19 protein-coding genes and 3 pseudogenes are annotated in these 19,829 nt (G+C 45.3%); 6 read left to right on the plus strand and 16 right to left on the minus strand.

Annotation, left to right across the window (positions count from 1 at the left end; genetic code table 11):
• Nucleotides 1-219: pseudogene (locus B5D35_RS18250) on the plus strand (IS5/IS1182 family transposase); the annotation flags it as partial.
• Between the two features lie 54 nt (nt 220-273).
• Here B5D35_RS18250 and B5D35_RS18255 read toward each other — a convergent pair.
• A pseudogene (locus B5D35_RS18255) lies at nt 274-672 on the minus strand (DEAD/DEAH box helicase family protein); the annotation flags it as partial.
• A gap of 670 nt (nt 673-1,342) precedes the next feature.
• Here B5D35_RS18255 and B5D35_RS18260 point away from each other — a divergent pair.
• Complete coding sequence (locus B5D35_RS18260) at nt 1,343-1,999, plus strand: Qnr family pentapeptide repeat protein (RefSeq protein ID WP_078753959.1); 657 nt, start codon at nt 1,343-1,345, stop codon at nt 1,997-1,999.
• A 364-nt stretch (nt 2,000-2,363) separates the two neighbouring features.
• Here the strand turns inward: B5D35_RS18260 and B5D35_RS18265 are convergent, their stop codons facing one another.
• The 7 genes from B5D35_RS18265 to B5D35_RS18300 form a co-directional block, all read right to left on the minus strand.
• The gene (locus B5D35_RS18265) at nt 2,364-3,602 is read right to left on the minus strand and encodes a hypothetical protein (protein ID WP_078753960.1); all 1,239 of its coding nucleotides are present in this window, start codon (nt 3,600-3,602) and stop codon (nt 2,364-2,366) included.
• A gap of 478 nt (nt 3,603-4,080) precedes the next feature.
• Complete coding sequence (locus tag B5D35_RS18275) at nt 4,081-4,947, minus strand: nuclear transport factor 2 family protein (protein WP_078753962.1); 867 nt, start codon at nt 4,945-4,947, stop codon at nt 4,081-4,083.
• Between the two features lie 137 nt (nt 4,948-5,084).
• A complete protein-coding gene (locus tag B5D35_RS18280) occupies nt 5,085-5,954 on the minus strand; it encodes an AraC family transcriptional regulator (RefSeq protein ID WP_078753963.1) in 870 nt (289 codons plus the stop codon).
• Nucleotides 5,955-6,129: 175 nt separating this feature from the next.
• The gene (locus tag B5D35_RS18285) at nt 6,130-6,348 is read right to left on the minus strand and encodes a hypothetical protein (RefSeq protein ID WP_078753964.1); all 219 of its coding nucleotides are present in this window, start codon (nt 6,346-6,348) and stop codon (nt 6,130-6,132) included.
• Nucleotides 6,349-6,642: 294 nt separating this feature from the next.
• Nucleotides 6,643-7,308, minus strand: coding sequence for a protoglobin domain-containing protein (locus B5D35_RS18290; RefSeq protein ID WP_244556652.1), 666 nt, complete (start codon nt 7,306-7,308; stop codon nt 6,643-6,645).
• Between the two features lie 311 nt (nt 7,309-7,619).
• The gene (locus B5D35_RS18295; protein ID WP_078753965.1) at nt 7,620-8,549 is read right to left on the minus strand and encodes an ornithine cyclodeaminase family protein; all 930 of its coding nucleotides are present in this window, start codon (nt 8,547-8,549) and stop codon (nt 7,620-7,622) included.
• A gap of 1 nt (nt 8,550) precedes the next feature.
• Nucleotides 8,551-9,705, minus strand: a complete 1,155-nt coding sequence (locus B5D35_RS18300; protein ID WP_212567555.1) for a DSD1 family PLP-dependent enzyme — start codon at nt 9,703-9,705, stop codon at nt 8,551-8,553.
• Nucleotides 9,706-9,849: 144 nt separating this feature from the next.
• Here B5D35_RS18300 and B5D35_RS18305 point away from each other — a divergent pair, with 144 nt between their 5' ends.
• Nucleotides 9,850-10,758: a LysR substrate-binding domain-containing protein gene (locus tag B5D35_RS18305; RefSeq protein ID WP_078753966.1), complete on the plus strand. Its 909-nt coding sequence runs from the start codon at nt 9,850-9,852 to the stop codon at nt 10,756-10,758.
• A 39-nt stretch (nt 10,759-10,797) separates the two neighbouring features.
• On the opposite strand, the gene B5D35_RS24985 is transcribed toward B5D35_RS18305, so the two are convergent.
• Genes B5D35_RS24985 through B5D35_RS18325 form a run of 6 tightly spaced genes read right to left on the minus strand, consistent with a single transcriptional unit; the run spans nt 10,798 to nt 16,254 of the window.
• The gene (locus tag B5D35_RS24985; protein ID WP_078753967.1) at nt 10,798-11,274 is read right to left on the minus strand and encodes a GNAT family N-acetyltransferase; all 477 of its coding nucleotides are present in this window, start codon (nt 11,272-11,274) and stop codon (nt 10,798-10,800) included.
• A 17-nt stretch (nt 11,275-11,291) separates the two neighbouring features.
• Nucleotides 11,292-13,826: a formate dehydrogenase subunit alpha gene (fdhF, locus tag B5D35_RS18315; protein WP_244556653.1), complete on the minus strand. Its 2,535-nt coding sequence runs from the start codon at nt 13,824-13,826 to the stop codon at nt 11,292-11,294.
• A complete protein-coding gene (locus B5D35_RS24990) occupies nt 13,787-14,125 on the minus strand; it encodes a 2Fe-2S iron-sulfur cluster-binding protein (protein ID WP_244556654.1) in 339 nt (112 codons plus the stop codon). The genes fdhF and B5D35_RS24990 overlap by 40 nt, the downstream gene beginning before the upstream one ends.
• A 23-nt stretch (nt 14,126-14,148) precedes the next feature.
• Nucleotides 14,149-14,466 (minus strand): NADH-ubiquinone oxidoreductase-F iron-sulfur binding region domain-containing protein, encoded by a 318-nt coding sequence (locus B5D35_RS24995; protein ID WP_244556655.1) that lies wholly within the window; start codon nt 14,464-14,466, stop codon nt 14,149-14,151.
• Nucleotides 14,453-15,742 carry a formate dehydrogenase beta subunit gene (locus B5D35_RS18320; RefSeq protein WP_244556656.1) on the minus strand — a complete coding sequence of 430 codons (1,290 nt, stop codon included), beginning with the start codon at nt 15,740-15,742 and terminating at the stop codon, nt 14,453-14,455. The genes B5D35_RS24995 and B5D35_RS18320 overlap by 14 nt, the downstream gene beginning before the upstream one ends.
• Nucleotides 15,739-16,254 carry a formate dehydrogenase subunit gamma gene (locus B5D35_RS18325; RefSeq protein ID WP_078753968.1) on the minus strand — a complete coding sequence of 172 codons (516 nt, stop codon included), beginning with the start codon at nt 16,252-16,254 and terminating at the stop codon, nt 15,739-15,741. Before B5D35_RS18325 ends, B5D35_RS18320 begins: the two co-directional genes overlap by 4 nt.
• Nucleotides 16,255-16,777: 523 nt before the next feature.
• Between B5D35_RS18325 and gbdR the strand changes: the two genes are divergently transcribed.
• The 3 genes from gbdR (at nt 16,778) to B5D35_RS18340 (ending at nt 18,961) form a co-directional block, all read left to right on the plus strand.
• Nucleotides 16,778-17,827 (plus strand): choline metabolism transcriptional regulator GbdR, encoded by a 1,050-nt coding sequence (gene gbdR / locus B5D35_RS18330; protein WP_078753969.1) that lies wholly within the window; start codon nt 16,778-16,780, stop codon nt 17,825-17,827.
• A 500-nt stretch (nt 17,828-18,327) separates the two neighbouring features.
• Nucleotides 18,328-18,516: an SDR family NAD(P)-dependent oxidoreductase gene (locus B5D35_RS18335; protein WP_078753973.1), complete on the plus strand. Its 189-nt coding sequence runs from the start codon at nt 18,328-18,330 to the stop codon at nt 18,514-18,516.
• The gene (locus B5D35_RS18340) at nt 18,506-18,961 is read left to right on the plus strand and encodes a GNAT family N-acetyltransferase (protein WP_101210343.1); all 456 of its coding nucleotides are present in this window, start codon (nt 18,506-18,508) and stop codon (nt 18,959-18,961) included. Before B5D35_RS18335 ends, B5D35_RS18340 begins: the two co-directional genes overlap by 11 nt.
• A 125-nt stretch (nt 18,962-19,086) precedes the next feature.
• Here the strand turns inward: B5D35_RS18340 and B5D35_RS18345 are convergent, their stop codons facing one another.
• Nucleotides 19,087-19,548, minus strand: coding sequence for an Hsp20 family protein (locus tag B5D35_RS18345; RefSeq protein ID WP_170915219.1), 462 nt, complete (start codon nt 19,546-19,548; stop codon nt 19,087-19,089).
• Between the two features lie 62 nt (nt 19,549-19,610).
• Nucleotides 19,611-19,829: pseudogene (locus B5D35_RS18350) on the minus strand (IS5/IS1182 family transposase); the annotation flags it as partial.

A 19,829-nucleotide genomic window follows, 5' to 3' on the forward strand; every position in this document is an offset into this window, starting at 1 on the left:
TGTCAAAAGCTCTACGGCTCCAACAAGAAGTGGAAAAAGCGGTATGGCTATCACAAGCGCTCACTATCAGAGACAGCAATGTACCGAGTAAAACAGCTGCTAGGTGGGAAATTAAGCCTAAGAAATTACAATGCTCAGGTTGGCGAGACTTACGCTATGATCAAAGCGCTGAACAAGCTTACAGGACTGGGTATGCCTGAAACTCAGTATATTGCTTAAGAACCGAACAACTTTAGGCTGCCATGTCTTCCAACCGAATTAAGCAACAAAGCCCTCAATCAGTGCTTTGGTGGTTGACAGCCTAAGCCGCTCTAGGTGTTCATTAATGGCAGAATCTTTTCTGATAAAACGGTCGCTGCCCGGAATGTAGACTTCCGGCTGATAGTAGTCGTAATACGAGACAAAATATTCCACCGCGTTCTGTGGGAAAAACGCGCGCATTTCGTGATACAACTGAGCCGCCAACGTTTTGTTGTGAGCTAAAATGAGCGTCGGACGTTTCAAACGATGAATGATATTGGCCATGGTGAAGGTTTTACCAGAACCCGTTACACCCTTTAACGTTTGGTGGGTTTTTCCCGCCTGGACGCCCGCAATTAACTTGGCAATCGCTTCGGGTTGATCTCCCACCGGCGCATTTTTGGCGTGCAGTAAAAACGTTTCCTTCACCATGCTTACCTCTACTCGACTATCAGCTTTTCCAAGTAAAGGGGGCGTGCAACACACTGTCAAATCGTCGGGCGTGTAATATCTGCGAATAACAGTCTTGTTTTTTATATCGCCTAAACGCGGCGCACTGCGACATCACTTGCCGAAAATTCATCATGAAAAATGCGTTTGCGACGTTCGTATTTCCGCCACAGCCAATAGCGAAGCATTACTCGACCAATATTGCTTCACATAATGCTGATGAGAGGGTGAATCTGATCTTCAGTCGAAACAGCTAGAATCCTGACGCGCACAAGGTGTTACTTGATGCAAAAACCAAGTATGCGGGGGTTATCCATGTTGCGTTTGTTATTAATTCCATCACCGCATTTTTGCCCGTTTTGCCAAACTCAAGGTATTTGCATTACTGAAAGTCCGATGAAAATAGGTGACTCGTGCGTTGCCTGTTTTTTGCCCATTACTCCCCCGCTACGAATAACGCCATTTGAGCCGCAAAATTATTTTTCTGGCATGAGCGTATTTACGATGTCCTAAAAGTCCGCCAAAACGCCAATTTAGCCCCTTAAAACAGCCAAAACAAGCACTCATAAAACGCTGTTTTTAAACATGTTTATTTTGAGGATTTTCTCTTTCTGTAGTGATAGTCTTTCCGCGAAGTCAATAAGGAATTGCTATGGACACGCACCAACACACTTATAATAACCAAAACTTTTCGTGCCACGATTTGAGTGGGCTTACCTTTACCGACTGCACCTTTATCCGATGTGATTTTCGGCGTACAAAGTTACGTGAAACGTCATTCATCAACTGCAAGTTCACTGAACAAGGCGATATTGAAGGCTGTCATTTTGGTTCGGCCGATCTTCGTGACGCCAGTTTCAAGCAGTGTCACCTCGCCATGGCTAACTTTACCTACGCGAACTGCTATGGCATTGAATTCCGTGAATGTGATTTGAAAGGGGCTGATTTCCTTCGCGCTAGTTTTGCCAATCAAGTCAGCAACCGAATGTACTTTTGCTCGGCATACATTACGGCATGCAACCTTTCCTATGCCAACTTCGAAGGTGCGTGTTTGGAAAAGTGTGAACTCTTCGAAAACCGTTGGATAGGGGCAAACCTCCAAGGGGCATCCTTAAAAGAATCCGATCTAAGCCGTGGTGTTTTTTCCGCCGATGCGTGGGGACAATTCAGTTTTCAAGGCGCGAATTTGTGTCACGCGGAACTGGAGGGACTAAACCCAAGACGGGTAGATATGTCGGGGGTGAAAATTGCGGCATGGCAACAAGAGCAAATACTAGAAACGCTGGGTATTGTGGTTTTCCCTGATTAACAGAACAACCTTGATAAAAGAATTCTCGATTGAATAGAGATTGCAGAAAAGCCACTTCACGTGGCCTTTCTGACAATTAGAGTGTTGTAGAGCAGCTGTTATTGAACGCCAGTGAGAGGAGAGCTTCGTTGTTCACGCGAAACGCTCACTAATCAACACGCGTTTTAATCACCTTCCCTCTCCATTGTATGAAGGGCTATAGGCATTTCGTCCATGAACAGACGGTATCAAAGGAGAGGAGATCGCCTCTCTCACCGCTTTCAAACTTTACCTGCGCTTTAAATAAATCATTCCGTTCATCTCTTGTTAGCAGTAACATTTAAGTGTTGCGCGTTTCTTTTAACTGGTCATATTCTCACTCACTCTAACTCTCTTTAATTAATTCCCTGCTTTTCTCTTTATGGTGAGTATTAATAAAGAACGCGACATGAAAAACTAACTCAAACACAATTATCATTAAATAACTAATCACGGGTGAAAGAACCAAGTAATCATTCCCCCATTGCATATATCTATTAAAAACCAAAACAACAATAAAACTTGCCGCTATCGACAATATAGTCATTTTGGTAGAGCTGGATAAAATCAACTTAGCGCGAGTAATTGATCTCAGAGACCAAAACAAAGATACAAAAATAGACAGTGCAATAATATCATAAAAATGCACACTTAACTCATCGATATTATTTGGCGATATAATATTAAACAGTATGATTATATAAATAACACTCATCAAGGCAGCGGATAAAAATGCGACACCTGTGAATTTTGCCAAATCAGAAGGCCTGTCGATATTTCTATAATATCGAATAATGAAATTATCCAGATAAAATATTGAAGACGTAGAAATACATACAACACCAAAGAATATAGCCCAATATTCCAACAGATCATTTCTGGAAACATAGTTAGATGTGTTTATAATATAAGTGATAAGAGTATTACTCATCAACGCAGAGGCCATAATGAACAATGCCGACGAGTAAACCTGAAATACTGATTTACGATCTAGAGATACTTCACCACTTGCACTGTTCAATCGCTTTTTCTGCACATAGATGAGTAGCACCAACGACTCAACCCAAGATCCTAATACTAATGCCACTATTGGAGCAAAAGCACTGCTCACACCTTTTGTTATCAACAAATAACAGCAACAAGTGGAAACAATCAATCGAAATATAGATGCGGGAAAAATAATGGTAGTGGCTTCCTTTAATATAACAACACCATGAAGGTATCGTCGAACGCCAACAGAGACAATGGAAATAGAAAAAACATGCATTAATAACATGTCACTGGAATTATATTTTAACCCATATACAACTAACAAAGCATTGGTTATAAGAAAAACAACAAATATGAGATTTGTAACATATCTCCGCGTAATTATCCCTGTCCCCTCTTTGATAATCACCGTTGTGACGGGGAAAACAAATGCATTAGCAAACATGAAGATTGCTAATGCATTTGCATAACTACTTAAACTATCATAGCTATATACAGTAACAATTATTGAAATGACTGGAAGTTCAAGATTTAAAAGTGTAGAGCTTCCTGCATTCGGCCACCAAGATTTTATCAACCTAAATACTACTGACATATTAATTCACTCATACGGAGAAAATTCAATCAATAGAGCCTTGTAGTCATTTTCTAGAAGTATCGAATCCGTATTCGACATTCGAATCCCACACACTTTGTCACAAATACTCTTGGGTTGGTTTTGAGTCATTCCATCGAAAAACTCCCCAGTAAGATCGGATGGATTGAAATGACTTTCTATCGTAGAATTTATTATTAATATTATGTTTTTCATGAAAACAGCCAATTAAATTCCATTTTCATGGATATTATTTCATCCATTCAACCTAGACAATACACAGCACTCACATAACGAATAAAGTAATGTTTTAATATTCCTAATATGAACTTGGCCGTGCTTTCATGAGAAATTATGTAACTAACTGATAGCTCAAAGAGCACCACAGTTATTATTGGTTTCAGTTATTCACTGAACAGAAAGCAGGAAGACCGCATAACGCGGCCTTCCTGCATAGTTAACGTGTTAAAAGCAATGCTTATTTGAAACCAAACTTGCCGTTGCCATTTTTCCATTCACTACGCGGTGGAATAGTTTCAATGGTGTCCCAGTGTTCTACGATTTTCCCGTTATCGACACGGAATAAGTCGTAAAAGGCCACATGCTCGTTCAAGAACTTGCCTTCACTGATCGCGAGTACAAAGTTTCCCTGACCGATGATTTTGTGGTTAGCGGAGTACGACATTGGCATGCCCTGCTCAGCGAGTGCTTGTAAAGCCACGCTCAAACCACTCAAGCCATCCGCCACCATTGGGTTGTGTTGCAAGTATGCAGCATCACCGCCATCGATATACTCATTGATTTTCGCCATCTCGCCTTTCATCAAAATAGTGTTAACAAAACTCGCTACCAGAGCCTTGTTTTCATCAGTCTTGTCGAGGTCTTTCACTGCTGTTGCACCATCAAGTTGTGTTCGACCGCTTGGGTTAGGTGGCGCAATCTCCTGTAAATTGTTCCAATGTTCAACAATCAACCCATCCTCAAATCGGAATACATCAAAACCAACCTTAGGGCCAAAGAAATCATACTCGGTATGTAAAACCACGTAACCGCCATCCTCAAAGGCGCGTTTCACATCGGCTTTTGCACTCCCTTCCGGCAGTGCTTTCATCACCTCGCCGAACCCTTCTAATCCATCACCAACGGCTAAGTTATGCTGAATATATTTATCGGGGTTGATGTAAGCAATCGGTGCATGGTCACCAGTTTCAATGCTACTGATCAAAGCTACGGCTTTGTTTTTGTTTGATATCATTTCTTCCGCGGCCATCGCACTGCATGCGGCAACCCCCATCACACCTGCAACCGCTACAGAGCGAAAGAGTTTGTTCGTGATCGTTTTCATTGTCTCGTCCTTTTTATGTTCGGCTTGGAAACAATGTTAGGGATTCAAAGAGGTGTTGAGCAGAGTGGAAATAGGCAGAAAAGTGGTAAATATCGAACCCAAGGAAATAAAAATACGTATAAATTAAATAATTTCAATTAGTTATTATGGTATTTTCTGAACTCACTCGGCGTCACGCCCGTTTCTTTCTTGAAATACTTCACAAAGTTACTTGGGTCATCGAAATTAAAATCGTACGCCAGTTGTTGGGAGGTGACTTTGTTGATCACCAGCCTGCGTTTAATTTCAATAATCGTGAATGCATCAATCATCTGTTTAGCGGTGAGTGATGTTGATACTTTACAGATTTGGTTCAAGGTTTTGTATGTTATCGCGGCCTGGTCTGCGTACCAATTCGCATCACGAATCTGTTCAAAATTTTGCTGAAGGAGCGTCATAAAGCGGAACAATATTCGACTTTGTGATGGAGAAAGATTTTCAACCTCACCAACCGTTTTCAAACGTCGATGAAGTAAACTTAACGCAGAAAAGAGATACATGACGATGAGCGGATCGCCCTCTTCACAATTGAGTTCAGAGGCTATTTCTGCCATCAGTGCGGTCGTGCGAGCGCGGTTAGTTTCATCCAAATGCAACACAGGTGAATAGTGACTGTTCAAGTGTATTGGGGTGTAACTCGGTAAACGCATATTGGCATGCACATTATCAAGATAGGTTTGGGTGAAAAGAAGAAGCTTTCCTTCCGGCTTGCAGGACAAATCAAATGCGGTGACTTGCTCTTGCTGAACACTGACCACGGTACCGGGCCCATAGGCGTACTCTTGAAAATCCACCATATGTTTGCCAACACCCTTCTCAAACAGCACCAGCATAAAAAACGACAACCGATGCGGCGCACAAGGATCATGATCCTTAATGTCTCTGACATAGAGTGAGGACAACTCAATCACTTCAACGCCGGATGAGGAAGTTCTACCTAGCGTAAAGTCAATTAACGGTATGGCCATTCCCAGCCCAAAATATTCTCAATCAAATGGGTATTTTAACCCACGAGACATCAAAGAACGGTCTCTAAATACAGAAGCCAGTTAGATTTATACAACTCCCTCTTCTACGACCCCATATACGTGCAAAGCTGTTTTACGACCACCAAACAGCGTTATGTACATACGCGACACCGTTTTAGCAAGATAGCTTTCTTTCGTACCTCCCAACAATGTAAGTAACGTACCCAACTTTAAAAACACCGGCAAAGACGATAGTACCAATGTGAGCAATCGCTTGTTCGACAATCGAAAACTGATCGGCATAAGGAAAACTGATCAGTATTGTTGCTGTCATCACGGCTGAAGAGATGATCATTGCCGCACCACCGACTACGCTGATTTGTTTGAAATCCATAGTAGCGCCTCATTAACGTGTATTTTATATACATGTTATAAGTTAGCGAGTGGCACGTCAAATTCGCCTTTGAGATTTCATACCAGAAATGCATCATATTCCCTTAATGAAAGGAAACGACGTACTGTTCAGTATTGTTTGGTAATCGAGGTATCACGAACATGTTATTTGGCTATCTTTTCCCTTACGTCAAGATGTTATCAGGTGTCAAAGTAGCCATAATTTAAGTCAAAAAAACCTCCCCAAACAGATGGGGAGGGTCTGTAGCATTCTTTCATTTTTTAAGTGCGTAGCCTAAAAATCGCCATCTTTGATATAAGGATGAGTCCAAAGCACCACAGACAAGATCACTGCTTTCCGCCAAGCTTCGTACATGGCATCTGCCTCTTTTTGTGACACGTCGCCTTTAGCAAGAAACGGCTTTATCGTGGTGGTGATGGGGTAGATAAACGCAACCATGTACCGATAATCGATATGATAGACAGCGTTAACATCATCAGCACGGTTTTTTCCTACCCGGTGGTGACGCTTCGCTATTTCATGCTGATAATTCAGCCATTGCTGATCATAATTCGCACTTGTTAAATCAAGAATCCACTGTTCAAAACGCGCTCTTACACGTGACAAATACTCACCATTTGCTTCACGGGTATCTTTATTCGAAAAGTAATAAAGCAAATGAGGATTCGCACCAACATACCCATACCACGTATCCAATATTTCACTGATTTGAGGCTTAAGAATTTTTTGAGCCTGACGAAGTGCTTCCACATCGTCTGGACCAAAAAAAATCGTTTTTTGCAAAAGCGCAAATTCTTCCTGAGATACGGGAGACGTTTCCAACGACTTAGAATCAGCATCATAACCCGGCACTCCTTCTCCACCGCTCCCTGCACTGACAGTGGTTGTACATCCTAACAGTATGGAAATACTAAAAATTGCATATACCGCTCTTTTCATATTCGCTTCTCATTGCTTCCATTTTAAGTTAACTGACTGTTGTTCTTATCAACCCATCCCTGCCCACCTTCTTTGTGAACAGAACGCATCATAGTATCGACCCAATACATTATTGTATCGATACGAAACTATAGGTGCCACAATCCTCAAATGTCAAGGTGAGTTAGAGTGATTGAAATGCGCTCAGAAATGAGAAGGGAAAAGAGAGGGCCAAACAACGCATTGGCGTTTCAAACGCAAGTTTTTGAGGGATAAAGCACGGCCTAAAAGCGTGCCCTACGTAGAAACAAGACTGACTTTACGCTGGGCTGTCACTCACCGATTGCCTGAACTTGAACCAATTCAAGCAATTTAGCAGCAACAAACAGATCTTGAACAGCAATACCTGAGCTGTCGAAGATCGTAATATCATCGGAAGATCTTCGGCCAGAAGACCGGCTCGCGATCACTTTACCTATCTCTGTTACTGCTGCATTTTGAGTATGCTGAAACTCTCCGATAACGAGAGATTGTGGCTTATAATCACAAAAGAGCTTCGCATATTGATAAAGCTCAACAGGCAATTCTTGCTTGCCCACTTTATCTGCTCCCATCGCGGAAATATGTGTACCCGCCTTTACCCAATCAGCGTGGAATAACGGCTCTTTCGCTGTAGTTGCGGTGACAATGATATCTGCATGCTCACAAGCAAATTGCGCAGATCCCGCTTCGGCATTTATGCCTTTATCGTTGAGTCGAACAACAAAGCTCTCGGTATTATCAGTGTTTCTCCCAACGACAATCACTCTAGAAATATTGCGAACCCTAGAAAGAGCGAGAACGTCATATTCCGCTTGATGCCCAGTACCAAATACAGCTAGCACTGATGCCTCTTTTCTGGCCAGATAATCCACCGCTACTGCATCCGCCGCCGCGGTGCGATAGGCATTTACCTTACTTGCCGAAACCGCAGCAACCAACTCGCCAGTCTCTGGGCTTAATAGAAAAGTCGTTGTGCCGTGACAAGACTTATTTTGGCTTTGGTTTTCTGGCCAATAGGTGCCCGTTTTCCAGCCCACCAATGTCGATGTACAGGCAGACTTTAATGAAAACATTGAGTCAGTTTGTGGGCCTGATGCATTCACAACAGGAAAGAGCGTCGTTTCACCGCTTGTGGCGGCAACAAAAGCATCCTTAACCGCAAGATACGCGATTTCGTGAGAGATAAGTTTCGCAGTTTGGTTTTCGTCTAAATAGATCATTTTACCACCCCTGAATTCGCGTCCAGATTTCGTATGAATTGTTCTGTTTATCAAAGACATGATAGTGACTGTGCATTGATGCTGTTGCACACGCGTGATTCGGCAAAATCTGTAATCGGCTGCCAATGGGAAGCGCATCAAAGTTTATCGAACCTCCATCAACGGCACTCACGATGCCATGCTCTTGATTTACCGCCGTGACTTGTAGTTTATCGAGCAAACAGCCTGTGCTGTCAGTTAATAACCCATATCCGCAATCTTTGGGTTGTTCTGCTGTTCCTCGATCAGAAGAAAGGGCCATCCATCCTGCATCAATAAATACCCAGCCTTTTTCCTTGTTGTGGCCGATCACTGTCGTGACTACTCGCGCTGCAATGTCATTGAGATTGCACACGCCAATACCCGCCATCACTAAATCAAAAAGGCCATACACTCCTGCTCTTACTTCTGTGATGCCCTGTAAGTTTTGATAACGGTGAGCGGTCGGTGTGGAGCCAATACTGACGATTTCGCACGGTAGTCCTGCGTCCCGAAGACGGTTCGCAGCGTTGAGTGCAGCCTTGACTTCATTCTCGGCGGCTGCGCGTAACGAGGTTTCATCAAAACAACGGTAAGATTCTCCTGCGTGGGTAAGCACCCCTTTAAATTGGGCACTGCCGCGATGCAGCAACTCAGCAAGCTCAAGTAATTCCGGGCTATTTGGATCAATCCCCCCTCGGTGCCCATCACAGTCAATCTCTATCAATGCAGGAATTGCACAGCGGTTATCTTCACTGTATTGGTTAGGAACCTGGGCTTGCTCCTTACTATCCAGCAACACCTTCAGGTCTACCCCCATTGACAGAAGTTGATACACCCTTGGTAACTTATCGCCCGAAATACCCACTGCATAGATAATGTTGGTATATCCCTCACACGCGAGGGCTTCCGCTTCCTTCAGAGTAGAAACAGTCACAGGCGATACGTTTTCGGCGAGAAGATACGGTGCTGCATCAAGAGATTTGAGCGTTTTAAAGTGGGGTCTTAGCTCAGCCCCCATCCCTTCTATTTCTTTGCTAAGCCTTGCTAGGTTACTACGTAAAACAGGCTTATCTACCAATAAAAAAGGCGTATCTAGCTTTTGGTAGTCACAATTCAACTTAGGATTATTCATCATAATCAATTACCTAATGCACCAGTGGTTAAACACCCAAGCAACGTATAATGGGCTCACTGAACGTCTCAACGGATCCTCAGTATCCAAAAATCATGTTTTGCATTACATTAATATTTATTAACTTATTGATTAGGTTTAAACCTAATGATCACATCAGAAGACCTAAGATTTATCGCGACAATAGCGAGCCATCGGACATTGGCCGATGCTGCAAGAGCATTAAATATCACCCCTCCTTCCGTGACACTTAGGCTTCAGCACATAGAAAGAAAATTGTCGTTAAAGCTCATCCAGCGACCATCGCGTATCGTGAGCCTGACAGAAGAAGGCCAGCTACTGCTTGATAAAGGGCAGGTTATTCTTCGAGGGCTAGATGAGTTACAAGAACAGCTTGATGAACGCAAAGAACAAGTGTGTGGCAAACTAAGAGTCTTGGCACCTTTAGGTTTTGGCAACGACTACATTGCGCCTTTGTTGGGGGACTACAAAGTAAAACACCCGCAGCTAGATATTGAGCTAGAGCTCTCTGACAACCCCAATTGGTCAAGTCACCACAAGTGGGACATCGTTATTTACATCGGTGCGTTGAATGACTCTTCGTTAAAAATGATCACGCTCGCGTCAAATCAACGATTCTTATGCGCCTCCCCAAAATACGTAGAGGAGATGGGATACCCGCAAGTCCCTCAAGACTTAGCGAAGCATCGTTGTATTGCGTTAAGAGAGAATAACGAAGATGTCACACTGTGGCATTTCACCCACAATGCTGATCATAAGCATGAAGTCGCGCGTATCACCCCAACGCTTGCAAGCAATGAAGGTCGAGTGATTAAAGATTGGGCCACTGCGGGATTGGGGATCATTATGCGGTCAGAATGGGATGTTCAACCACAGATCAATAGCGGTGAGCTTGTCCGCTTACTGCCAGATTACACATTACCTCACGCGAATATCGTGGCGTTGCTAGGTAATTCAGAGAACGAACGTTCAGCGCGTATCTCTGGCTTTCTCGCGCTATTAAAAGAACGATTAACGCCTGCGCCTTGGAAATAATCGTGAGTAAAAGCCATCTAATCAATTGAAGCTCATCGACTAGCGACCAAGTTCTACTGCCTGCACGCTGGTTATCGTTGCCAGTTGTTCAAATCCAAGCTTACTGTACAGGGGTATCCCCGCCTTAGAGGCCTGTAATACCGCATAACCACATCCAAGCTCTGATGCAAATGAAAGGCTGTGTGCCATTAACTGCGCAGCGACCCCCATTTTTCTATACGCTCTCACTGTGCCTAATTGGTGTATACCCAGTGTCCGACCCGTTTGAAACAACAACACGGTACCGGCTATCTTGCCATCCTTAAATAGCGCAAAAAGATAGCAGTTAGGATCCGTTAAGACGTGCTGAATCACTGTTTCATCAAGTGAATAAGCAAAAGCCTCTGAGCAAGCAAGTGGTATGTGAGAGGCCACCTCATTGATCGATTCATCGTCGCTGCGGCCATGCTCCAGATTGTCCGCTATCTGATTCGCCATTTCATAAAGGCGTTGTGTGCGGTGCGTTTCTCCGTCCATGTATCCTCCTTAAATGGTTAATCGTCATTCTGTGTTGCCGCAGAGAGATGCGCTTGTTGTTGCTCATCAAATTCTTTGAAGCGGGTTTGCCAACCTGCTTCTTCTACCGCCACTTTTACTTGCACCGCGGTTACTTTGTATTCCGGACAGTTTGTCGCCCAATCCGAATTTTCGGTAGTCACCACATTTACACCTGAAACGGGATGGTGGAACGTGGTATACACAACTCCTGGCTGCATGCGATTACTGATTTTCGCGGGTAAAGAGATCTCCCCAGCTCGACTTGCAACCGTTATCAAACCACCGTCTTTGATCCCTCTGTCTTCAGCGTCAAGTGGATGAATTTCCAATACGTCTTCTTTGTGCCAATGGGTGTTATCAGTGCGGCGCGTTTGCGCACCAACGTTGTACTGAGACAAAATCCGCCCAGTGGTTAGAAGTAGCGGGAACCGCTTGTTCACCCTCTCTTCTGTTGCGACATATTCGGTAACAACAAAGCTGCCTTTTCCTTTTACAAACTGACCAATGTGCATGGTCGGTGTGCCTTCTGGTGCCTCATCGTTGCAGGGCCATTGTATCGACCCCAGCTCATCGATTTTTTCATAACTCACCCCATTGAATGTTGGCGTAAGCTTGGCGATTTCATCCATGATTTCTGAGGGATGGCTGTAATTCATTTCATAACCCAGCGCATTGGACAACGCGACGGTCGCTTCCCAGTCTGCTTTGCCCGAGAGCGGTGCCATGATTTTCCTGACCGGCGAAATACGGCGTTCAGCGTTGGTGAACGTGCCGTCCTTTTCAAGGAAGGTCGCCCCCGGCAAAAACACATGTGCAAACTTGGCCGTTTCATTTAGGAAGATGTCCTGAACGATCAAACAATCAAGTGAAGATAACGCAGCTTCCACGTGTTGAATGTTCGGATCAGACTGTGCGATATCTTCACCTTGTACATACATACCTTTAAAGCGCCCCGCAATCGCCGCATCAAACATGTTGGGAATACGAAGACCCGGCTCGTCGTCTATCGTGACTCCCCACGCGCCGCCAAACAAGGCTCGGACTGCGGGATCAGAAACATGGCGGTAGCCCGGTAATTCATGCGGGAAAGAGCCCATGTCACAACTCCCTTGAACGTTATTCTGGCCACGGAGCGGGTTCACCCCTACGCCTTCACGACCAACATTCCCCGTTGCCATGGCGAGATTGGCTATTGCCATCACGGATGAGCTGCCTTGGCTATGCTCTGTGACGCCCAATCCATAGTAAATTGCGCCGTTTTTCGCCTTCGCAAAGATTCGCGCCGCATCTCGTATCAAGATGGCAGGCACACCAGTGGCACTTTCCATCACTTCTGGAGAATGTTCCTCTTGCGCAATGAAAGTACGCCATTTGTTATACGCGGCCATGTCACAGCGATCGGCAATGTAATCGCTGTCTTCAAGCCCTTCGGTAATGATCACATGCGCTAACGCATTCAACACCGCTACGTTGGTACCCGGCCTGAGTTGAATATGGTACTGAGCCCGAACGTGGGGTGCATTCACAATATCAATTTGACGTGGGTCGATAACAATCAACTTTGCACCCGCGCGTAAGCGGCGCTTTAACTGTGACGCAAATACGGGGTGTCCATCCGTCGGGTTCGCACCAATAACGATGACACAATCCGCTTTTTGCACAGAGTCGAAGGTTTGCGTTCCCGCTGATTCTCCAAGCGTGGTTTTCAATCCGTATCCCGTTGGGGAATGACAGACACGTGCACAGGTATCCACGTTATTTGTTCCAAATCCTGCACGAACTAATTTCTGTACCAAATAAGTTTCTTCATTGGTGCAACGCGACGAGGTAATCCCCCCCAAAGCATTGGGCCCATGCTTTTCACGAATGCTTTTGATTCTTTCGGCTGCAAACGATATAGCTTCATCCCAGCTCACCTTGCGCCAAGGTTGATCGATAGCGTCACGGATCATCGGATCGAGCACACGATCTTTATGGGTTGCATACCCAAACGCAAATCGCCCTTTTACGCAAGAATGCCCCAGATTAGCTTTACCCGCTTTATCCGGCACCATCCTCACAAGTTGGTCACCTTGCATTTCAGCGCGAAAAGAACAGCCCACGCCACAGTAAGCACAAGTGGTAATACGATAGTGGCTGGGTGTCCCCTGCTCAATCACACTGTTTTCGGTTAAAGCAGCGGTAGGACAAGCTTGAACACAGGCTCCACAAGATACACATTCAGAGTCCATGAAATTGTTAGCACCTGCAGCAATGCGGGATTCGAAGCCTCGCCCTTCCACAGTCAACGCGTGTTGTCCCTGAATTTCTTCACAAGCTCTCACGCAACGGGAACACACAATGCACTTGGAGGTATCAAAGGTGAAATAGGGGTTGGAGGTGTCCTTTTCCATATCCAAGTGGTTTTCACCATCAAAGCCATATCTGACTTCGCGCAGCCCCACAGCCCCCGCCATATCCTGCAGCTCACAGTCGCCGTTCACCGCACAGGTTAAACAATCCAAAGGATGGTCGGAGATATACATCTCCATGACGTTACGACCATGCCTTCTGCAACCGGTGTGGTACACGCCGCAGGTTTTCCACGCATCCCTTCTATTTCCACGACACAGAGTCGGCAAGAACCGAACGCGTCAAGGCTGTCCGTCGCACACAGTTTTGGGATCTGAATATTCAGCTGGGATGAAGCACGCATCACAGACGTGCCTTCGGGTACTGAGATTGGCCAACCATCTATCGTCAGCGACACCATGACTGCATCGTCGCGTACTATTGCTGGGGTGCCAAAGTCTTTTCGTCCTTCTTCAATGGGAATGTAATACTCAACCATTGTTTGCCTCCTTGATGTGCCTATTACACATCGTCACTGACCTGACGAGACAGGCCAAAATCCTCTGGGAAATACTTGAGTGCGCTTTTAACAGGGTAAGGTGTCATCCCGCCCATCGCGCATAGCGAACCTAGCTCCATGGTTTCGCACAAATCGGTGAGAAGTGTTTCAGCGTGTGCTTTCTGACTCGATTCTGACGCCATCAGTTTGTCGATCACTTCGACACCACGAACAGCCCCCACTCGGCAAGGTGTACATTTTCCGCACGACTCTTCAGCACAGAACTCCATGGCAAAACGCGCCATGTGGCTCATGTCGGTTTGATCATCAAATGCGACCATACCACCATGTCCCAACATGTCCCAACATGGCTCCGCGTGCAGCGAGTGCCTCGTAATCCATATCAGTAGACCATTCAGATTCAGGTAGGTACGCCCCTAACGGGCCCCCAAGTTGCACCGCTTTGAGCGGTCTACCCGTCTTACTCCCACCACCAAAGCCATAGAGTAATTCGTGGATTGAAACACCAAATGCCAGCTCAAACATGCCCGCTTGTTTAATGTTCCCTGCCAGTTGAATGGGCATGGTGCCCAAAGAGCGCCCCTGACCAAAATCTTTGTAATAACTGCCGCCTTTCGCCAGGATGATGGGCACTGACGCGAGAGAAATGACGTTATTAATCACGGTAGGTTTACCAAACAATCCGCAGATAGCAGGCAGAGGGGGCTTGGTCCGAACCAAACCGCGCTTGCCTTCTAAGCTTTCCATCAACGAAGTTTCCTCGCCGCATATATACGCGCCTGCCCCCATGCGTAATTCGAGGTTAAAGCGATGACCCGAACCGCAAATATTGTCACCTAAATAGCCCGCCTTCTCCGCAAGGGCGATTGCCTGCGTGAAGATGTCACAAGCTCTTGGGTATTCAGAGCGGGTATAGACATAACCTTGTGTCGCACCGACGGCCAATGCACAGATGATCATGCCTTCGATAAGAGTAAATGGGTCGCCCTCCATCAGCATACGGTCTGCAAACGTACCTGAATCCCCTTCATCCGCATTGCAAATGACATACTTTTCACCGCCCGGCTGATCTGACACGGTTTGCCATTTAATGCCTGTCGGGAATGCTGCGCCGCCTCGGCCGCGTAAGCCACTTTCTTTCACCTCATCAAGAATGGCTTGGCGTTCCATTTTGATGCCGTTGTCCAAGCCATGAAAACCACCGTGGGCACGATAGTCGTCGATACTCAGCGGATCGATAATTCCTACACGGGCGAAGGTCAGCCTCTGCTGCTTTTTTAGATAAGAAATATCTTCTGTCACACCTAAACACAGCGGGTGTGACAAACCCAATTCTCCACTTCCATCCGGGTCATAAAATCTAACCGCCAGAAGGGCATCCACATCATCTGGCGTAACAGGACCAAACGCGACGCGACCTTGTTCTGACTCCACCTCCACCATGGGCTGAAGCCAGAACAGCCCACGCGAACCCGTTCTAACAATTTCAATGGACTCACCCAAATTGGTCGCACTGTGGGCGAAGTGTTCCGCCACAGCATCCGCCCCTTTTGATACCGCTGACGTGTCTAGCGGGATATAGATTCGATAACTCATGGGGCTTTTACCTCGATAACCTGAGTGAGCAACTGATCAATGACGTCATCAAATTTTTCATCCGTCATCTCCCCATAAATTTCATCATCCACCCGTATCGCAGGCGAATTCATGCAATTACCCAGACAATAAACAGGTTCAAGGGTAAAGTTGTTGTCTCGGGTGGTTTGATGAAAGTCGACGCCTAGATGCGAGCAAGCATGCTTGGCCAACGCGTTCGCCCCCAAAGACTGGCACGATTCCGCCCGACATACTTGAATCACGTGCGCGCCCGGCGGTGAGTGCCTAAAATCGTGATAAAACGAAATCACACCATGCACATCCGCTTCCGATAGATTTAACTCTTGTGCAATAAGCGCCACCGACGCCGAGGGAACATAACCAATCAATGCCTGAATGCTATGTAAAACAGGCAATAACGCGCCTTGGCGATGGCGATGTGCATTGAGAGCTTGAACGACTGCTTCAGTGTCTTCATGGCTCATTGAGTTTTTATGTACTTTGCTATCCATTTCAATCACCTGACTTCCAATACTTTTGAGTGTAGCGGTAAAGCACTACCTCAATGTCGATGAAATGAGACCTAAAAGTGCCGATTTAAGACCTACGAAGGGCCAAATCAGAAACGAAACGATGAACAAATGCGTGCTTCACATTGAAACTGAACAGTTTTAATGACTTGATTATTTGTAGGTGAGATTCTTGCGTTTGTGTCACCTTTGGCCACAAAAAAAACGGCAATTGATATTTTCCGTACTATGTCCAATTTGCAGATTGACAGACTTTTTGCAACATTTTATTTACAACTCTAAGCATTTTCGGTTTTGGCGATCCCTCCCCCACTTGTCCCAACTTCGATATTTATCCTTACTCCTGATTGATTCGTTAAAAAAAACCGTAGTCTTCCTATGCTTTTTAACATCTCCGTTTTACTTTTTCTTCCTACTGGCCTACGCAGAAAAGAGAAGACGCAATTGGGTTAGCTGAAATCTCTACGAACTGTAATGAATTTACACTAGGGAAAGGGGATCCACTATGGGGTCAGTATCCTCGCTACGCCAACCAGTCAGAATAGGTTTTTACCTCTGCAACCGTTTTACCATGATAGCCATGGCCTCAGCCATTGAGGTTCTTCGCATGGCCAATCAACTCTCCGGCGAAACACTCTATAAATGGTACACACTCAGTGACGATGGGAATCCAGTGACTGCCAGTGACTGCATTTCCATCAACGCCGATGACAAAATACCCAGCCAACACGAGCTAGATATCGTCATCATTTGTGGAGGACTAGATATTCAACAAAACTGCTCACCGAAAGTGCTTAGTTGGATCTCACAACAAGATCGTAAGCACAAAATCATAGGCGCAATATGTACGGGCAGTTACCTTCTGGCAAAGTCCGGCGTGATGCACGACAAGTCTTGTTCCATCCATTGGGAAAACCTCGCGGGTTTCCAAGAAGCTTTCCCAACGATTCGCGTGAGTAACAAGCTTTTCTCCTTTAGTGAGAAACGCATGACAAGTGCTGGCGGAACGGCTCCCATGGATATGATGCTGACGATGATATCTAAAGAACACGGCGGTCGGTTAAGTGCGGCGATTTCAGAAATGTTTATGTGCGAAAGAGTAAGAAGCAGTGAAGACGTACAGAAAGTGCCGCTTAGAAACCTGATCGGTACATCTCAGCCTAAGCTCCTCGAAACAGTATCGCTCATGGAAGCAAACTTGGAAGAGCCTTTTGCCATAGACGAACTCGCTACCTTGGTCCAACTCTCAAGGCGTCAACTCGAACGGTTGTTCCAAAAGCATATTCAGTGCTCCCCTTCTCGATATTACTTGCACCTGCGTTTAACCCGCGCCCGACAATTGCTGACACAAACCAATTTGTCGGTCATCGAAATCTCAATTGCATGCGGATTTGTTTCAACGCCCCACTTTAGCAAATGCTATCGCGATTACTTCGGTCTTCCTCCTAGGGAGGAAAGACAAGGGCTCAAACAAGCCCAACCCCCACAACCCGCCCTCTCAGCGTCGGCGACAGAACTTAAAAACCCCGCCAACGACGAACAAATTGCCATCTAGCGTAGCACCTTCCCGTTGTGACAAATGGGGAGGTGTTTTCTCTTGTTTCGCGGCTCACTATTGTTCCCCTTTTTAATGTGGTTATTTTTTAATCAGCGCAAAAATGAGAAGTCGCTATCATTCGATGCCGACATTTTCAGACGCACCGTGAAAACGATATTCGTCACCATTCATATCGCAAAAGGCTTGAATTCGGCGAGATTTCGCGCAGTAAATTAAGTCTGCCCTGTCTAAACAATATCGGTAAAACCCCAAGTGTTAGGGCCCAGACAACGTGTAATTTGGATCGTTTTTGTATTAATTCAATGTTACCCAAAGAGTTATCCACCGTTTCTGTGGGTAACTTTCTTTTCGTCACGTAATATACTGAACGTCAATGGTTATTTTTTACCCAACACAACATTCTCGATAGGCATCCAAAAAAGCAGTCCTAAAAACAACCTTGATATCAACGACATGTAACATGTCTAAAACAAGAGACATAAGAAGGGAGGAGGAGTATGAATCATGTTTTGGTCACAGGCGCAGGTCGAGGAATTGGACTGGAGACCGTCAAACAATTGCTAAAACGTGGAGATTCCGTCATTGCTACCTATCGCTGCCGGCATATTATCACCCTCGCGGATGCGCTCTCTATTGATAAAACTGGGACGTTTTTTACATGGGAAGGGAAAATTCATGAGTGGTGATATTCAGTATACTATCCAGCAAATCAACAGCGAGTCTCCTCTTTATCCACTAGCCGTTGATCTTCGCCATCGCTTGTTCTTTAGGGACTTAGGTTTACCTAAACAAGTAGTGCTCGATCAGAAAGAGGCAGCAAGCCTGCACTATGCGATGTCGTTGGGAGAAACACTGGTCGCTTATGGCCGCCTTTCTGAAACGGGTAAGTTAGAAATGCAGGTATCACAAATGGTAGTGGCGCCGAATTTTCAGCGGCTCGGGCATGGCGAAAAATTACTGAAACACTTGGTCGAGCAAGCTGAAGCCAAAGGTGTAAAAATGCTCCATCTAGCCGCAAGACTTCACGCAGTGCCTCTATATAAAAAATTGGGTTTTAAAAGCGTTGGTGAGGAATATACATCCACACTTACCAATGTTGTTCATATTAAAATGATCAGAGAAGTTCTTTAAATACCTAAAAAGGCCTGCTTGAAGCAGGCCTCACTTTTCGAATGCAGCAAACCGCTTTGCTGAACTCTAATTCAACATACCGATATTTTAATTAACCTGCCATTCTCAGGCAGGAATGAAACAACTTAGGCAAATGACTCATCTTTCATTTCAACGTGCGATTTATCTCGACCATTGATTGAAATTGATTTGGCTTTCATTGCTTCAGGAATATGCTTAAGAAGCTTCACCTTCAATAGGCCATTTTCCAAATCTGCGCCCGTTACTTCAATATAATCGGCAAGGTTAAACTTACGTTCGAAAGTACGATTCGCAATACCCTGATAGAGGTAGTTTTTGCCTTCAACTTTGGCCTTTTCGCCACGAACAGTGAGCACTCCACGCTCGACATTAATGTCTAGCTCATCCTCTGAAAATCCTGCTACTGCTAGCGTGATCGCGTAATTATTGTCTTCAAGAGCTTCGATATTGTATGGGGGGTAGCCCGCGGCTGCACTTTCTGCTCGGAAAGCGCTGTCCAACAAAGAAGCGACACGGTCAAAGCCAATACTGTTACGGTACAGTGGGCTCAAATCGATAGTTTTCATCATGTATCGGCTTTGTTGCTTAATTCGGTTGGAAGACATGGCAGCCTAAAGTTGTTCGGTTCTTAAGCAATATACTGAGTTTCAGGCATACCCAGTCCTGTAAGCTTGTTCAGCGCTTTGATCATAGCGTAAGTCTCGCCAACCTGAGCATTGTAATTTCTTAGGCTTAATTTCCCACCTAGCAGCTGTTTTACTCGGTACATTGCTGTCTCTGATAGTGAGCGCTTGTGATAGCCATACCGCTTTTTCCACTTCTTGTTGGAGCCGTAGAGCTTTTGACA

Source organism: Enterovibrio nigricans DSM 22720, assembly GCF_900167155.1.
Taxonomy (GTDB): domain Bacteria; phylum Pseudomonadota; class Gammaproteobacteria; order Enterobacterales; family Vibrionaceae; genus Enterovibrio; species Enterovibrio nigricans.